The sequence below is a fragment of the Paenibacillus sp. NPDC058898 genome, from assembly GCF_049316025.1.
Classification (GTDB): domain Bacteria; phylum Bacillota; class Bacilli; order Paenibacillales; family Paenibacillaceae; genus Paenibacillus_AQ.
Window position 1 is genome coordinate 401,551 of record NZ_JBMOSM010000005.1, and the last position, 15,440, is coordinate 416,990.

At 49.2% G+C, this 15,440-nt stretch carries 12 protein-coding genes; 8 read left to right on the forward strand and 4 right to left on the reverse strand.

Features of this window, described 5'->3' with window-relative positions:
* Position 1 precedes the first annotated feature (1 nt).
* Together ACOZB4_RS16660 and ACOZB4_RS16665 are read right to left on the reverse strand one after the other, a co-directional pair.
* Positions 2-1,546, reverse strand: coding sequence for an L-lactate permease (locus ACOZB4_RS16660; RefSeq protein ID WP_379413313.1), 1,545 nt, complete (start codon positions 1,544-1,546; stop codon positions 2-4).
* A gap of 231 nt (positions 1,547-1,777) precedes the next feature.
* Entirely contained in the window at positions 1,778-2,257 is a 480-nt protein-coding gene (locus ACOZB4_RS16665) for a MarR family winged helix-turn-helix transcriptional regulator (RefSeq protein ID WP_379413311.1), read from the reverse strand.
* A gap of 355 nt (positions 2,258-2,612) precedes the next feature.
* On the opposite strand from ACOZB4_RS16665, the gene ACOZB4_RS16670 reads away from it, so the two are divergent.
* Together ACOZB4_RS16670 and ACOZB4_RS16675 are read left to right on the forward strand one after the other, a co-directional pair.
* Complete coding sequence (locus ACOZB4_RS16670; protein ID WP_379413307.1) at positions 2,613-3,707, forward strand: GntR family transcriptional regulator; 1,095 nt, start codon at positions 2,613-2,615, stop codon at positions 3,705-3,707.
* Between the two features lie 34 nt (positions 3,708-3,741).
* Positions 3,742-5,934: a GH92 family glycosyl hydrolase gene (locus tag ACOZB4_RS16675; protein WP_379413305.1), complete on the forward strand. Its 2,193-nt coding sequence runs from the start codon at positions 3,742-3,744 to the stop codon at positions 5,932-5,934.
* A gap of 165 nt (positions 5,935-6,099) precedes the next feature.
* Here ACOZB4_RS16675 and ACOZB4_RS16680 read toward each other — a convergent pair whose 3' ends face one another.
* The gene (locus tag ACOZB4_RS16680; RefSeq protein ID WP_379413302.1) at positions 6,100-7,515 is read right to left on the reverse strand and encodes a hypothetical protein; all 1,416 of its coding nucleotides are present in this window, start codon (positions 7,513-7,515) and stop codon (positions 6,100-6,102) included.
* Positions 7,516-7,704: 189 nt separating this feature from the next.
* Here ACOZB4_RS16680 and ACOZB4_RS16685 point away from each other — a divergent pair, with 189 nt between their 5' ends.
* From ACOZB4_RS16685 to ACOZB4_RS16710, 6 genes are all read left to right on the forward strand, one after another.
* Positions 7,705-8,247, forward strand: a complete 543-nt coding sequence (locus tag ACOZB4_RS16685) for a hypothetical protein (protein WP_379413300.1) — start codon at positions 7,705-7,707, stop codon at positions 8,245-8,247.
* Between the two features lie 44 nt (positions 8,248-8,291).
* Positions 8,292-8,993 (forward strand): response regulator transcription factor, encoded by a 702-nt coding sequence (locus ACOZB4_RS16690; protein ID WP_379413345.1) that lies wholly within the window; start codon positions 8,292-8,294, stop codon positions 8,991-8,993.
* Positions 8,990-10,000, forward strand: coding sequence for a sensor histidine kinase (locus tag ACOZB4_RS16695; protein WP_379413298.1), 1,011 nt, complete (start codon positions 8,990-8,992; stop codon positions 9,998-10,000). The genes ACOZB4_RS16690 and ACOZB4_RS16695 overlap by 4 nt, the downstream gene beginning before the upstream one ends.
* A 188-nt stretch (positions 10,001-10,188) precedes the next feature.
* A complete protein-coding gene (locus tag ACOZB4_RS16700; protein ID WP_076323776.1) occupies positions 10,189-10,959 on the forward strand; it encodes an ABC transporter ATP-binding protein in 771 nt (256 codons plus the stop codon).
* Entirely contained in the window at positions 10,934-12,865 is a 1,932-nt protein-coding gene (locus ACOZB4_RS16705) for an FtsX-like permease family protein (RefSeq protein ID WP_379413294.1), read from the forward strand. Before ACOZB4_RS16700 ends, ACOZB4_RS16705 begins: the two co-directional genes overlap by 26 nt.
* On the forward strand, positions 12,862-13,956 hold the full coding sequence (locus tag ACOZB4_RS16710) for a DUF418 domain-containing protein (protein ID WP_379413292.1): 1,095 nt from the start codon (positions 12,862-12,864) through the stop codon (positions 13,954-13,956). The genes ACOZB4_RS16705 and ACOZB4_RS16710 overlap by 4 nt, the downstream gene beginning before the upstream one ends.
* A 69-nt stretch (positions 13,957-14,025) precedes the next feature.
* On the opposite strand, the gene ACOZB4_RS16715 is transcribed toward ACOZB4_RS16710, so the two are convergent.
* A complete protein-coding gene (locus ACOZB4_RS16715) occupies positions 14,026-15,378 on the reverse strand; it encodes a PLP-dependent aminotransferase family protein (RefSeq protein ID WP_379413289.1) in 1,353 nt (450 codons plus the stop codon).
* Between the last annotated feature and the right edge of the window lie 62 nt (positions 15,379-15,440).

A 15,440-nucleotide genomic window follows, 5' to 3' on the forward strand; every position in this document is an offset into this window, starting at 1 on the left:
CCTAGTATAGTAATAGGTTTATTATCCCAATGGTAACAAGGAATATTAGACTTATTTTGAGTGTAAATTTAAACAATAGATTTTCCTGTCCACTTAAACCTACTGATGCTGCCGCTACGGCTATCGATTGTGGGCTGATCATTTTAGCCATGTCGCCACCAATCACGTTGGCTGCAACCATTGACCCGGGATCAATTCCGATTTGGCTAGACGTTACGGCTTGAAGTGGTGCAAATAATGACCCACTGTTGACCACGGATCCAGTTAGGAATACACCGATCCAACCCAACACTGGAGAGAATAATGGAAATAACCCTCCAGTCGAAGCGAATGCTAACCCTAACGTAGACGACATTCCGGAATAATTACAAATATAAGCAAAGGCTAAAACACTGCATATCGTTATGATTGGGAATAGCAGTTCTTTAAAAGTATCTTTTATTGAACTTTTTACTGTTGACCATTTAATACAGTAAATCAAAATAGTCAACAATCCTGCTAGTACGATCGCGGTAACGGTTGAAGATAACAGATCCACGTTGAAAATCGCCGCATACGGACTAGGTTCGGTTGTTATTGGTGGATGCTTGATAATTTCGTTATGAACACCTTGGATTGGTATCTTTAACATGAGATCGTCAAATGTGACTTGTGAAAACAAAATTACAAATACGGTGAGCATGATGAATGGTAGCCATGCGACTGTAACTTGTCTAAAATCACTTTTGTATTTGGTTTTTTCACGCCACAAAGTAAATATCGTGAGAGCGATCAAACTCAAACTTGCAGCCAAAATATCAACGAGAACTGCACCAATCGTATTGAGTACTGCAAATTGTACTAAGGCGAAGGCTCCTCCACAAACAACGATCGATAACCAAGTCTCACGAATGCCTTTTATTCCATCAACCAGAAATACAACTAAGAATGCAACAATGAAGCTGACAATCGGAATAATATAAGATGTATAGCTTGCCACATCTAATGGAGATAAATCGGTCAATTCGGCCGGAGTAGTTACTGGTATGCCCATTGCACCGTATGACCCTCCCGCAATATTAGCAACTAAGCATATACCGGCGGCATTGATTGGTTTGAAACCCAATCCAACAAGGATTATCGCTGTTATTGCGACCGGGGCTCCAAACCCGGCAGCACCTTCTAAAAATGCCCCAAAGCAATAGGCAATCAGTAACACTTGGATGCGTTTGTCCGGAGTTATTGAGGTTATACTTTCTTTGATGATTTCAAATTTTCCGGTTTTAACCGTTAACTTATAAAGAAATATTGCAGCTAATACAATTGCTGCCACTGGCCAAACTCCTGTTAATGCCCCGTATATTCCAGTTCCCAATACTTTAGAAAAAGGCATTCCGTAAGCAACCATTGCAGTCAACGCCGCAATAACAACACTCAAAACTCCTGCTATGTAGCCTTTAACTTTGAATACTGACAAAACGATAACAAAAAATAATATGGGTATTGTAGCAACAATTGCCGATAACCAGATATTATTTAATGGGTCATAATGTTGGTTCCATTCCACTAAACACACCTCACCATATAAAAGCCGTACCCAAAGATTGAGTACGGCATTAGTATGATGGAGTCATATAGTTTTTATTCATCGGATGTCTACGGTCGTAGGCCTCCTGTAAAACTCTAAAAATTTACGTCCACCCACGCAAACAAAGGAATCCCTCTCTTAGGACTCCTTTTCCCTCTTCTTCAGCTCCCCATCGTAAAGCCGATAAAAAGCAGCCAAGGCAACTTTTAGCTACTCCTCCTCGACGATAACCCCCCGGGTTGCCGACTTTTTCTTTACATTATACTGATGAAGTTTCCTCATGGTCTTGTAAAGCTGCTGCAACTCCTGTTCATCCAGAATGTCGAACATAGAAGTTTGGAAATCTGACAGCAGCGGGATAATCTCTTCTAGCAGGGCCTGTCCCTTATCCGTTAGCGAGATATACTTTACCTTCCAATCCTGCTTGCGGACAATCAGGCCCAGCTTCTCCAGTCGTTTCACCATATGCGAAACACCGCCGCCGCTAATGGAAAGATATTCGGCCAGCTCCTGCTGTGATAAAGGTTGGTGTGCAAAGACCTGAATCAAAACGTCGAATTGGGCAACCGTGATGCAAAACGGCTGTAAGAACTCATTCGAGAGGTGGTTGCCAATCTGTTGAAAACGGGTAATCCGAATCCAAGACAGCATGGCTAATCGGTTCTCCTGATGAAATCCCAATTGTTTCATTGACTCCTACACCTCCCCTCCCTTAATCACAGTCAATTTATCACTCAAGTGAAAAACTGTCAATTCAACGCCCGCCGCCCCTTGAATATTTGATATATCAATTAGTAGTAATATTCGTTTATTATATATACCAATTAATTCTCTCCAATTTATCGGTGCTGAGAGCGCCTAATCTTGAAATATAAACGCGGAAACGATATTATGGACATAGAATCTTTGAACTACATGCACAATGAGCAGTGTATTCATTTTGTACATTCAAACATAACAACTGTAACTTTTTATCAAAAGTATCAATTAGACTTTGACATAAACGCCATAAAATGATATATCAAATTCAGGGAGGAGATCCGCTTTGGAACAAATTCCACTATACCAACATATCGTAAATGCGCTAACAGCCCAGATTGAATCCGGGGAGCTCCAGGCTGGAGATCAGCTACCGACCGAAGCTGAGATTTCGAAAGAATACAACGTCAGCCGGATCACCTCGAAGAGGGCGCTGACCGAGCTGGAGAATGCCAAGCTGATCTACCGGATCCAAGGTAAGGGAAGTTTCGTGAGCACAGACAGGGCCCCACACAGGCCCCTGGGCAAGACGAACAAGGAGATTCTGCTGATTCTACCTTTCACTCATAACCCGGGGCTTGGAGATTATGAAAAAGGCATCAACGAATTTCTCGCAACGACCGACTATACCCTGAACATTCAGTCCAATACGATTGTCGGACAGCGGAAGCTGCTGGAGGCCGCGCTACAAAGTGCCAATTCGGGATTGATTCTCTACCCGATAAGCAGCATCTCGGATCTTGGCATTCTGTATCAGTATCACCTGGCAAAGTACCCGCTTGTGACGATGGATAAATGCATTGAAGGGATTCCATTCCAGTCCGTTGTCTCCGACAACTTCGGCGGCGGATACCTGGCCTCCAAACATCTGATCGAGAATAATCATAAGAAAATCGCCTTTATCTCCTCCTTGAAGGTAGAGAACTCTTCCTCGATCCGAGAGCGGTATTTCGGTTATTTGAAGGCTCTGTATGATTACAGCCTGATCGATTACAGCGTCAGTGACTTGACCGACCGGTACTTGACCCACGACAACGACAACGGCAGAGAATACTATATTCAGTTTATCCAATCCGTTGTGACACAGGGAATTACGGGGATTGTTGCCGAGAATGACCTGATTGCGATCGAGATCATTCAGATTGCCAAAGAGCTGGGTCTGTCGGTACCGGATGATTTCTCCATCGTGGGCTTTGACAACATTCATCTCGCAAGCTTCGTTGAACCCAAGCTGACCACCATATCCCAGGACTTTGGACAGATGGGATATCAAGCTGCACAAAGCCTTATCACCCTGATCGAGAATTCCCTGGATCAACCGAATGAGAATGTCGTAGTTCCCGTTCGTCTCATTGAACGTCAGACCGTAAAGAAGCTGTAACACGCCTATTTCTAAAATCAAAGGAGACTTTTACATGCTAAACTATATCGATACAAGGCAAGGCACCAACAATCAGTACACTTATTCCAACGGGAATGCGCTCCCTTATACGGGTGTACCTTTCGGTATGAACCACTTTGTTGTCCAAACCAAAAATGAAGGAAGCTGGTTCTTCAACCCCAATGACCGCGTCTTCCAAGGCATTCGCCTGACGCACCAGCCAAGTCCATGGATGGGCGACTTCGCCCACTTCCTGATAACGCCGATTGCGGACGACAAAATCAGAGGGTCCGTCTTCACCTGTCAAAGTTCCTACCGGCCCGAAGAAGCGATATTCAAGCCCCACTATCTCAAAGTGAAGCAGCAGCGTTATAACATCACCACGGAGCTGGTTCCCAGCACCTACGGTGCGGCAATGCGCATGAAATACAATTCCGGGCAGCAGGCAGGCTTTGTCCTAAACGTTAATAACATAAGCGAATTCCGACTGGATGCAGCCCAGCGCAGACTAACGGGCTATGTCAGCAACTTCGCAGGCTGTCACGATGACGGGTTCCGTATGTACGTAGCCATGAGCTTTAACAAGGACATAGATCTCGCAACAACAGGTTATTACAACGAGGAAGGCCAGTTCTTCCCTGAGATTGCTTTTGGCGGTGTCGACCAGCATGCCGTCATTCGTTTCAAAGACTGTGAAAGGGACGTGCTGGAGGTTAAACTGGCAACGTCGTTTATTAGCCTGGAGCAAGCAGAGCTTAACCTTGCGCGCGAGCTGAACACATCCCTGGATGAGCGGAAGGAATTGGCTGCGCAAGCTTGGAATCATTACCTGAACAAAATCCGGGTCACTCACCCGAACGAAGAATATATGCGGACCTTCTATACTTGTCTTTACCGCATGTTCCTGTTCCCGCAGAAGTTCTATGAGCTGGATGCCAACATGGAGCCGGTATATTACGATACAACGGCCCGATCCGTCAAGAAAGGGATTCTCTATACCAACAACGGCTTCTGGGATACTTACAGAACTGTATATCCGCTCTATTCCATCATCGCACCGAAAGAATATGAAGAAATGCTGGAAGGTTTCCTGAATTCCTACCGCGAAACCGGCTTCCTGCCGAAATGGCTGTCTCCGGATGAGCGCGGACTGATGCCAGGTACGCTTATTGATGCCGTCATTGCGGATGCCGCGGCTAAAGGATTGGCTCCGCACCTGATGCCGGAGCTGCTGGAAGCCATGCTGACTGCCGCTACCACGCAGAGCGGAAAGGACTGTTATGGACGTCAGGGAACGATGGACTACATACAGTACGGTTACGTGCCAAACACCTATCACGAGAGCGTGAACCACACGCTGGATTACGCATACAGCGACTACTGCATCAGCCGCGTGGCCGATGTCTTGGGCCGATCAGATGTAGCGGATCAATATAGACAGAGCGCGCTCAACTACAAGAATATCTTCGATACGGAAACTGGGTTCATGCGGGCAAAGGATCCGAACGGCCAGTTCCGACCGGATTTCAGTGATACGAGCTGGGGGCTCGATTATGCCGAAGGAAGCGCCTGGCAGACCAGCTTTGCAGTGTTCCAGGATTTCCAGGGTTTGATTGAGGAATACGGTTCGAAGGAACGATTTTTCGACAAAATAACCGAATTGTGTAACAAAGCACCGGACTTCGACGTGCGGGGCTACGGCTTTGAAATTCATGAGATGAGTGAGATGGCTGCCATCGACTATGGCCAGCTGGCCATTTCCAACCAGCCAAGCTTCCATATTCCTTATCTGTTCAACTATGTAGGGCAGCCGGCTTCTTCCCAGGTTGTCATTAAGCAGCTGATGTCGAACCTGTTCAACAGCGGCTTTAACGGCTTCCCGGGTGATGAAGACAATGGAAGCATGTCCGGATGGTATGTATTCAGCTCCATGGGCTTCTACCCGGTATGTCCAGGCAGCAATGAATACGTCCTCGGTATCCCGTTATTCGACAGCGTGAGCATTGAGCTGCCAAACGGTAAGCAGATGTTGATTCATACCGACAACAATAATCCGCAGTCCAATTTCGTTGCGAACGTTCAATTAGAGGGACAAGATTATACCAAACTGTACATTACGCATGAGGATATACTGGCAGGCAAGTCCCTTGATTTCCGTCTCGGACTGGCTCCAAGCTATCGTTCTTACAGCCCTGATGAGTTGCCGTTCTCGATATCGAAGAAGTAACTGTTACAACTATGCTCATATAAGAAAGGGGCATCCCCATTTAGGTTAGCAGCCTGGGGATGCCCCTTATGTATGAGGTATACATGGATATGACCAACTTCGGTTCCTCCATAGATGAAAATAGCGCTGACGTATACGGTCAGCGCTATTTATGTTTGCCATGGCTTACACCAGAAACATCGCCACGCCGGTAGTCACGGTCAGACCTAGCAGCACCGGCTTCAAATTTCGTCTGGCAAGCTCGAACGGGCTGACTCCGCAGATGGCTGCAGCCGGGATCAACGCCCAGGGAATGAGCGTACCGCCACCTACCCAGATTGCGGCAACCTGCCCAAGCGCCGTCAGGGTAGCCGCGCCCGAGCCAATGGCCGTAGCGAACAGCTGCGCGATCGAGCCGGCAAGCGATATACCCGAGAAGCCCGAACCGTCAAGCCCTGTAATCGCGCCGGTGATCGTCAATGTTACCGAACCCACCGCACCGTTCAGCGGCACCGCATTCGCGAGGGCAACCCCCAGATCGTTCACGATCCCATGAGATGCTTCCGGAAGCACTTTACCGAACAATTCGGTAAATGCTGCATCCCCCAGATAGAAGAACGCCGCAATAGGAATGACGGGACCGAATACTTTGAATCCAAACATGAATCCCTCGATCAAATACGAGGTGACCTTCTCTAATCCCCGGTTGCGGTGAGCCAGCAAGGCAATGACACTGAGGATAAGGACGGCTGTGCCGCCGACCAAGGCCGTTGCATCTCCGCCCTGCAGCTTTAGGATGAACATGGTGACAACGTCTGCCGCGAACAACAGCAGAATGATGATAGCCAACCATTTTTTCATAACCGGCGATATCGCCGAAACAGCATCATCCTCTTCGGTACGCGTGGTAAGCGCGTCTCCCGTGCTTTTAATGGTTACCAGTCCATCTCTCCAGCTGCCGTTCCGCTGATCTCTGCCCATCATCCAGAATGCCGTTACGGTTGTCACAAGTCCCATAACGAACACGAGCGGCACACTGGCAGCCATAACGCTGGATACAGGCAATCCGGCTGCATCCGCGGTTAATTTAGGCGCACCCTGGATAATATAATCTCCCGATAGCGCAATGCCGTGACCGAACAGATTCATCGCCACCGCCGCACCGAGGGCCGGCAAACCCACACGGATGGCCACAGGCAGCAGGACCGCACCAATTAACGCAACTGCCGGTGACGGCCAGAAGAAGAAGGACGTGACCATCATAATGATTCCGATGCCCCAGTAAGCCATCGCGGGAGTACGTAGAAACCGGGTTAGCGGGGCCACCATCGTCTCGTTGATCCCCGTCTTGATGAGGACTCGGCTCATCGCCACAATGATGGATATAATCATGATGGCGCCCATCAGCTCTTTGGTCGCATAGATGAATGAATGAAAAACGCCGGAGACCGAGCCGCTTAGCGTTTCCGTAGCCAGAAGGCCAAGCGCAAATATTCCGGTAATACAAATCAGCGACGTATCGCGCCGCCGAATCAACAGCGTCATGATCAAGACGATAAACGCCAGGTACACCCAGTGAATCGCGGTTAAATGAATCCCCATATGAAGTCACGCCCTTTCTCAGGCAGCAGGTTTGATGTGACTACATCTTATGCATGGGCCTGGGCAAAGGTTAATTCGGGATCGTGCCATGATTCACAACTTGATTGGGCATCTCATATACTTGGTATGTTATGACCTATTTCATCTAGATTATGGTAAAATAATCAAAACATAAAAGAGGTGTTCAGCATGCCAAATCGGGAACAACGCTTCATCGCTATAGCCGCGATCATTCAGGTGATCATCGTTGTAATCTTGGGGTATAACCGTGTTCGGGATTCTATCCGATTTACCAATGAGACATTTGATCCTTCGTTCTTGTCTCAAGGGGCCTACATTCTATTATCTCTCGTTATATTTCTCCTGTTCATTGCCGCTTCGTTAGGGGCATGGGCACAAAAGACATGGGGATGGTCGGCAACAGTGGGACTATATGTTACATTCATATTTTCCATCTTCATGTCAACAGGTGTTGCCATGCGAGTGTCCGACATTGATATCAACGCGCAATTCTTTTGGAAACCCATACTCTTGATTATCATCTCCATTGCTGCGCTATGGTTTTGGTTTCGAGCGGCCATCCGCAGCAGATTCCATCTACAGCTGAAATCAGCGATACTGCTTACTTTGGTTGCCAGCATCGGGTTCATTCTCCTCGCAGTTCTCATAGATTACCTCCAATTCAGAATCATGGACCACTGGATTTCCAACGTCATCTCCAATTCGGTATAGTAGTACATGATGTAGTTTGGAGTTAAAAGGAGTTGGAAGGATCAGTGTATACCATCCTGATTGTGGAAGACGATGAACGCATCGCGGATAAATTAAGATCGGCTATTTCCAAATATGATTTTAACGTACGGATCACCGAAGACTTCAGCCGCGTCATGGACATTTTTACGGATACAAAGCCGGACCTGGTTCTGCTGGACGTCAACCTGCCGAAATACGACGGTTTCTATTGGTGCAGGCAAATCCGTACCCAATCGCACTGCCCGATCATCTTCATCTCGGCGCGCGACAGCGGCATGGATCAGATTATGGCACTGGAAAACGGGGCGGATGATTATATAACGAAGCCGTTTGACATGGAGCTTGTTCTGGCGAAGATCCGCAGCCACCTGCGCCGTGCAGTCGGTGCCTATGCCTCCGGTCAGGAGGATGAGCATACCGTCGAAAGCGCCGGTCTCATCATCTATCCGGAGCGATTCGTCGTGACTTATGGAGACGAGTCAGCTGAGCTTACCCAGAAGGAAGCCGCCCTGCTGACGATGCTGATGGAAAAAGACGGCCGTGTGGTCAGCCGCGAGCGACTGTTGGACCTGATGTGGGAAGATCAGCATTTCATTGATGACAATACGTTAAATGTTTATATTACAAGGGTTCGCCGCAAGCTTCGTGAGCTGGGCGCCGGAGATCTTATCGAAACAGTCCGGGGAGCAGGCTACCGGTTCATGACAGGCAGGGAGCCTCAATGAGACTCTTCCTGCGGGAGCATCTCCCGCTCATATTGTTTTTTACCGTTCAAATGCTGCTCATCCCCCTGCTGTACTGGCTTACCGGTGAAGGCAGACCTTTTACTGTCGTGCTATATGGGGTGCTGTTGAGCAGTGTCGTGCTGCTCCTCTATCTTGCATACCGGTATCTTTCCCATCGCACGATGTATCAAGAGCTTTCTTCCGAGGAGCTTTCGGAGAAGGAATTCTTAAGCCCTCCCCTGGGTGAAGCGCCTCTGCCGGAAGCGATACACGAGCGGATCGGCCATTATGAACGCTTATACCGCGAACAGCTGCATCGACATCAGAGTCAAACCGACCAGCATCTGGCTTTCGTCAACCGCTGGGTACATCAGATGAAGACCCCGCTGTCGGTGATTCAGCTAACGCTCGATGAAGTCGAAGAAGCACCCGCCGAACATATTCGGGAAGAGCTTGAGCGCATTCGCAAAGGCCTCGAAATGGTGCTGTATACCGCACGCCTGGACCGGTTCGAGCAGGATTTCGCGGTAGAAGCCATCGGCCTTCGTGCCGCGGTAAACGAATCCGTGGTCGAGAACCGGAAGCTGTTCATTCGTAAGGGGATTACGCCGGCGTTCCAAATCGATGATCAGATCTCCGTCTATACGGATGCCAAGTGGTTTCGATTTATGCTGGGTCAGATTCTGACGAACGCTGTGAACTACTCCGGCAGCCCCGGCAAGAAGATTCAATTAACCGCAGAAGAAGTGGGGAAACACATCAAACTTCATATACGCGATGAGGGTATCGGCATTGCGCCCGAGGACATCAATCGGGTGTTCCATCCCTACTTCACCGGAGAGCGCGGTCGGCAATATCATGAATCCACCGGTATGGGCCTGTATCTTGTCCGTGAAATTGCCCATAAGCTGAATCACACCGTCCAACTGGAATCCACGCTGGGTGAAGGAACCACCGTTACCTTGACGCTGCAGAAAGCAGTAAAAGAAGACACATCTCATTCTTAGGTGTGTCTTCTTTGCATTGGACAGAGGCTAATTTCATATCGATCATCTCAGAATACGAACAAAAAATACGAACTTAACCTTATGGGAGATGTAAGCTCCGTTTCACCTAAATCCATAGCAGGGTCAGGTCAGTATACGATAGAGTTAGGTTACACTAATGAGGTATACAGAAAGGAGCTTCTGGGTTTATGGATATTCTTGAAGTAAAAGCATTAAACAAAGTATATGCGGGCAAAGTGGCGACACAAGCTCTTACCGATATTCATCTCACCATCCAAGAAGGGGAATTCGTCGGCATCATGGGCCCTTCTGGCAGCGGCAAAACCACCCTGCTGAACATGGTGTCCACCATCGATCGTCCAAGCTCGGGCGAGGTCAAGATTGGGGGCAAAAATCCTTATACTATGAAAAAAAGCGAACTTGCCCACTTCCGTCGCAGACAGCTCGGCTTTGTGTTTCAAGATTTCAATCTGCTTGATACGTTAACGGTTGCCGAGAATATCGTGCTTCCGCTTACGCTGGACCGTCGTCCGCTCAAGGACATGGAGTCGCTGCTGCAGCAAACCGCTTCACGGCTTGGCATCCGCGAAATTCTGAATAAACGCGTGTACGAAATTTCGGGAGGGCAACGACAGCGCACCGCGATTGCCAGGGCTATCATCGGCGCACCTCTGTTATTGCTTGCGGATGAGCCTACAGGAGCGCTCGATTCCAACTCCTCACGCATCGTGATGGAGTCGTTAGCTGAGATTAACGAGCGGGATCGTACCACATTGATGCTGGTTACGCATGATCCTTTGGCCGCAAGCTACTGCAACCGCATCGTCTTTATTAAAGACGGCAAGCTTGCCGCCGAAATTCACCGCGGAGAGAACCGGCAGGCCTTTTTCCAAAAAATCATCGATACGCTATCGTTCTGGGGAGGGAATACAAGTGAGCTTTCCTCAATTCGCGTTTAACAACGTCCGGCGTAACGCGCGTCAGTATTTCGCTTACCTGCTTAGCAGCTCGTTCATGGTCATGATTTTCTTTACGTATGCGGTATTCATCTATCATCCGGCTATCGAGAATTCGCCTATGGGTACCATGACACGTACGGGAATGACGATTGCCACGGTCATCGTCTACGTGTTTGCGTTCTTATTCGTGCTATATTCGATCAGCGTCTTCCTGAAGTCGCGGAACCGGGAGTTCGGCATTCTTACGATCCTCGGAGCCGAAGCCAAACAAATCAATTGGCTGATCTTCCTGGAGAACATTCTGATTGGTGCCATTGCCATCGTAACGGGCATCGCCAGCGGAATGCTGTTATCCAAGGTATTCCTGCTCATCAGCACCAAAGTAATTGATATGGACGAGCTGCCGTTCTATTGGCCGGTCAAAGCGATGCTGCTGACCGCCGGTGCGTTCGCCGCGCTGTTTCTCGTCATTTCGCTCTTTACCTTGTTATTTATCCGGAAGAATCAAGTCCTGGAGCTTCTCAAAGGCACCAGCAAACCAAAAACCGAACCGAAAACCAATCTGTTCCTGGCCCTCTTGGGCGTGGTGCTGCTTACCATCGGTTTTACCGTCCTTCGCGTCAAAGAGTTAGACCCTACGGGACTGATGATCGCCGCGGTAACCGGAATTATCGGCACGTATTTCTTCTACTCCCAGCTATCGGTGTGGGTTGTCCGGATGCTGCAGAGAAGCCGCACGACCACATGGAAAGGGACGAACCTTCTGTGGATTTCCGAAATGAGTTACAAGATCAAAGACAATGCCCGCATGCTATTTTTGGTCACGGTCGTGGTGGCCCTGGCTTCCATGAGCACCGGTTTCGTGCTAGCTATGCAGCAATCGGTCAAATCGGTATATTTGGATAACCCTTATGCGCTAAGTTACAGCTACTACGGCAATACCGACGATAAGAAAGTGCAGGAAGAATTGGCTCTGATTGAACAGCGGCTTCAGTCTGAAGGGTTGGCTTACAAACAGGCGGATGTTGAGACTATCTACTATAGCATGTCACCGGAGGTGGAGAACTCCTTATCCATCATACCGCAATCCCAATACAACCTTTTAGCTGCCATGATGAATGCGGAGCCGTCCGGGACATTCGGCGAGAATGAAGCCTTATTGGCGGAAACCCCGATTGCAGCGAAGAAGAGCAAGGGAACGCTAACGGAATTGGATATCGAATTATCCGGTCAGCCCTATTCGTTCAACCTGGATAACCGCACAGACCAGATTGCGGCTGTCGTATATAGCGGCAGGCTGCTGGTCGTCACGGACAACATGTTCGAGGAGCTGCGGGACGAGCAAAAGGCTAACAAATTCGGAGTAAATCGAATGAGGCAATATATTCTCCCAGCTTCTGAGGGGCTTCCCGAGAAGAATGATACCGAAACCAAGCTCGGCCTTGAGCTGTCAGAATGGAACCGGGATGTCTTTAGTGAAGGGTATATTCAATCTAGGGCGGAGAATTATTACACCAACAAGCAAGGGTTTGCATTATTCAGCTTTATCGGCGTGTTTGTTGCCTTGATTTTCTCAATCTCCTCGGCAAGTTTCTTGTATTTCAAACTGCATACGGAGCTTTCAGCTGACAAAGCGATGTATCGTTCCCTGTCCAAGATCGGACTCAGCGCGCGGGAGATGAACATCTCCGCAACGATTCAGATTGCCGTACTATTCTTTATCCCCATCCTGGTTGCAGCCCTGCAATCCCTGGTTGTGCTCGGCCCGATTCTCGGATATCTGGATGTTCCGTACGTAAGTGGTCCTGTATTGGTTGCCTCGTCAGCATTCCTGGCCGCCCAAGCGATCTATTTCCTGATCGCCAGAGCCCGTTATATTAAATCTGTGAATGGAATGATGGTGTGAATACGCATATAGAACAAAAAGACACAGTGACTCAGCATCAGCCTGCTACCGGAAAGGGGCGGTTACATTTTTTAGACCAGTTCAGGGGGTTTGCCCTGCTTGGTCTGCCGTTTGTTAACGTATTGGCACTCTGGCTCATCGCCACGCCGGAAACCTCAGCGGATTTTTGGCTGCAGCGAGGGCTTAACTTTTTCGTAGAAGCCCGATTCTACACCATCTTCACGTTCTTGTTCGGACTTGGGTTCTACATGTTTCTATCCCGAAGCGCTTCATCGGGAGGTAAGCCAAGACTTCGGCTGTATATTCGCCGGTTAGCGATTCTGGTGCTGATCGGGTTCATACATCAGCAGTATCAATCGGGGGAGGCCTTGTTCCATTATGCGATTGTCGGACTGCTTGCGGTTCCACTCTATTGGGCGCCGCGGAGGATTAATCTTGGCATTGGATTGGCGGGGTTTACATTTGCGGCAATCATGGGAGGCAAGCTGCTGACCATCCCGTTCCTGATCCTGTTAGGACTGGCCGCAGGCCAATATCGATTAATGGACACCATCAGCAAGGGATTACGATTAAGCACATTACGTTGGGTTTGGATGCTGTCATTACTCGGAACCGTCATCGTTACCGGTATCATGTGGTGGGCAGCACCTTCCGAGCCGATGTCACCGTTTCTATTCAAGGTAGAAGGCGAATCTCCATCACCGACCATGGAAGCGGCCTTCACTCTGGCACATATCGGGATAGCGACGGGCCCTCTCGTGTCCGTATTTTATCTAAGCTCACTCTTAATGCTTCAGCGTACCCGTATAGGTGCGAAGATGCTGTATCCGTTGCAAGCATATGGGCGAATGGCGCTTACCAACTACATTGGACAGACCGTCTTTCTGGTAGGGATTCAGCGTTTGATCCTAGACGCCTCGCCCACCACGTATGTTGTATCGACACTCGTTTCCCTAGGGATTGTGGCCTTCCAGATCATAGCCAGCAATCTGTGGATGCGTTGGTTCCAATTCGGACCTCTCGAATGGTTGTGGCGATGTGGTACCTATGGGTCCATCGTGCCGATTCGCAAAAAAACAGGAGCCCTATAGGTTCCTGTTTTTTTGGGGTTTGTTATTGCCGAGTGGCCAGATAAACTCCCCATATCAGTGTCCCTCCCGCTATCTCATCCTCCGCTCCAGGCGCCTGATCTCCTGCTCGATGACCGTCAATCCCGCCTCAATCCGGGGTTTCTCCACCCCGATTATACATAACCGAATCCGGTCATTTTGCTGATTCTCCAGCAGCAGATGCAAATCCACGTTCGTAACCGAAACCCCTCTTTGCATCAGGCGCTCCTGCAGTACAGATGCCTTTACGTATTTCGGGAGGCGGAGGGTGATGAACACGCCGGAGGAAGGGCAAGTATAGGAAATGCCGCTGCCGAAGACACGGGCACACACCTCGGTGGCATATCGCATCTTCTCCCGGTAATGTGCCCGAATTCTGGCGGCATGGCGCCTGTACATTCCACTCTTGATATAAATTTCAAGGGCGCCTTGAGAGAGAATCGGAGATGAAACGTCCGCAGCGTTCTTATACGCTATGAACAAATCCAGCAAGAGCTCGGGAAGAATAACGGCACCCATTCGAATGCCCGGCAGAATCGTTTTCGAGAAGCTTTTGACATAGATGACATGGTTTGACTGATCCAGTGCGTACAAGGGGTCTGCCTTCGCATCCTCCTCCAGGTCCGCCAGATAATCGTCTTCCACGATATAGACATCATACTTCCGGGCAAGCTCTGCGATACGCAGCTTCTGCTCCAGCGAATACGAGGTGCCTAGCGGGTTAAGGAATCTCGGTACCGTATAGAAGAATTTGATCTGTCCACTGCGAAAATGAGACTCCAACACCTCCATGTCGATACCCCGCTCATCCCGCTGAATTCCGATCACCGGACAGCCTGCAACGCCGGCTGCCGCCAAGAAACCGAAATACGTCGGCTGTTCTACCAGCACCGCCTGCCCCTTACCCGGAAAAGGCATGCGCGTCAGGATCGAGAAGGCTTGCTGCGCTCCAGTGACCACAGCGATGTGATCGGGTTTCGCAAAGATCTGCTGCTCATAGAAGTACCTGCTCAGCTCGTTCCTTAAAGAGAAGATCCCCTGCGGATCGGTGTAACCGAACAGCTCCTCCTTATACACGGAAATCGCCTTCCGTAAGCAGTGCTCCATCTCCTGGAACGGCAAAAAATCGCCCCGGGGTGTCGTTGAGGCGAAATCAATCGGCTCGCTTTCCATTCGCGCCGAGGTGCGGTTCTTCCCTTCTACAAGGTAGTATCCGCTCTTGGCTACCGGGTAGATGACATCATCGCGCTCCAAGGTCTGATATGCACGAACGACCGTGTTGGGACTACAGGAGAACATTTTGGCCACGGCCCGGACCGAAGGCAGCTTATGGCCTGACCGGATATGCCCCCCTTCCACTTCCCGGATCATATACGCAACAATTTGCTCGTGCTTCGTGTCCATCCCACTCATCCCCCTGTATTGATACAGTTGATCTAAATTGTCCTGTTCATTTTCTGCTCCAT

What these genes read in the sequence shown, in the direction of transcription:
- ACOZB4_RS16715 (WP_379413289.1), bottom strand. Translation starts at nt 15,378, where the DNA reads ATGGACACGAAGCACGAGCAAATTGTTGCGTATATGATCCGGGAAGTG.
- ACOZB4_RS16695 (WP_379413298.1), top strand. Translation starts at nt 8,990, where the DNA reads ATGAGACTCTTCCTGCGGGAGCATCTCCCGCTCATATTGTTTTTTACC.
- ACOZB4_RS16665 (WP_379413311.1), bottom strand. Translation starts at nt 2,257, where the DNA reads ATGAAACAATTGGGATTTCATCAGGAGAACCGATTAGCCATGCTGTCT.
- ACOZB4_RS16675 (WP_379413305.1), top strand. Translation starts at nt 3,742, where the DNA reads ATGCTAAACTATATCGATACAAGGCAAGGCACCAACAATCAGTACACT.
- ACOZB4_RS16685 (WP_379413300.1), top strand. Translation starts at nt 7,705, where the DNA reads ATGCCAAATCGGGAACAACGCTTCATCGCTATAGCCGCGATCATTCAG.
- ACOZB4_RS16700 (WP_076323776.1), top strand. Translation starts at nt 10,189, where the DNA reads ATGGATATTCTTGAAGTAAAAGCATTAAACAAAGTATATGCGGGCAAA.
- ACOZB4_RS16680 (WP_379413302.1), bottom strand. Translation starts at nt 7,515, where the DNA reads ATGGGGATTCATTTAACCGCGATTCACTGGGTGTACCTGGCGTTTATC.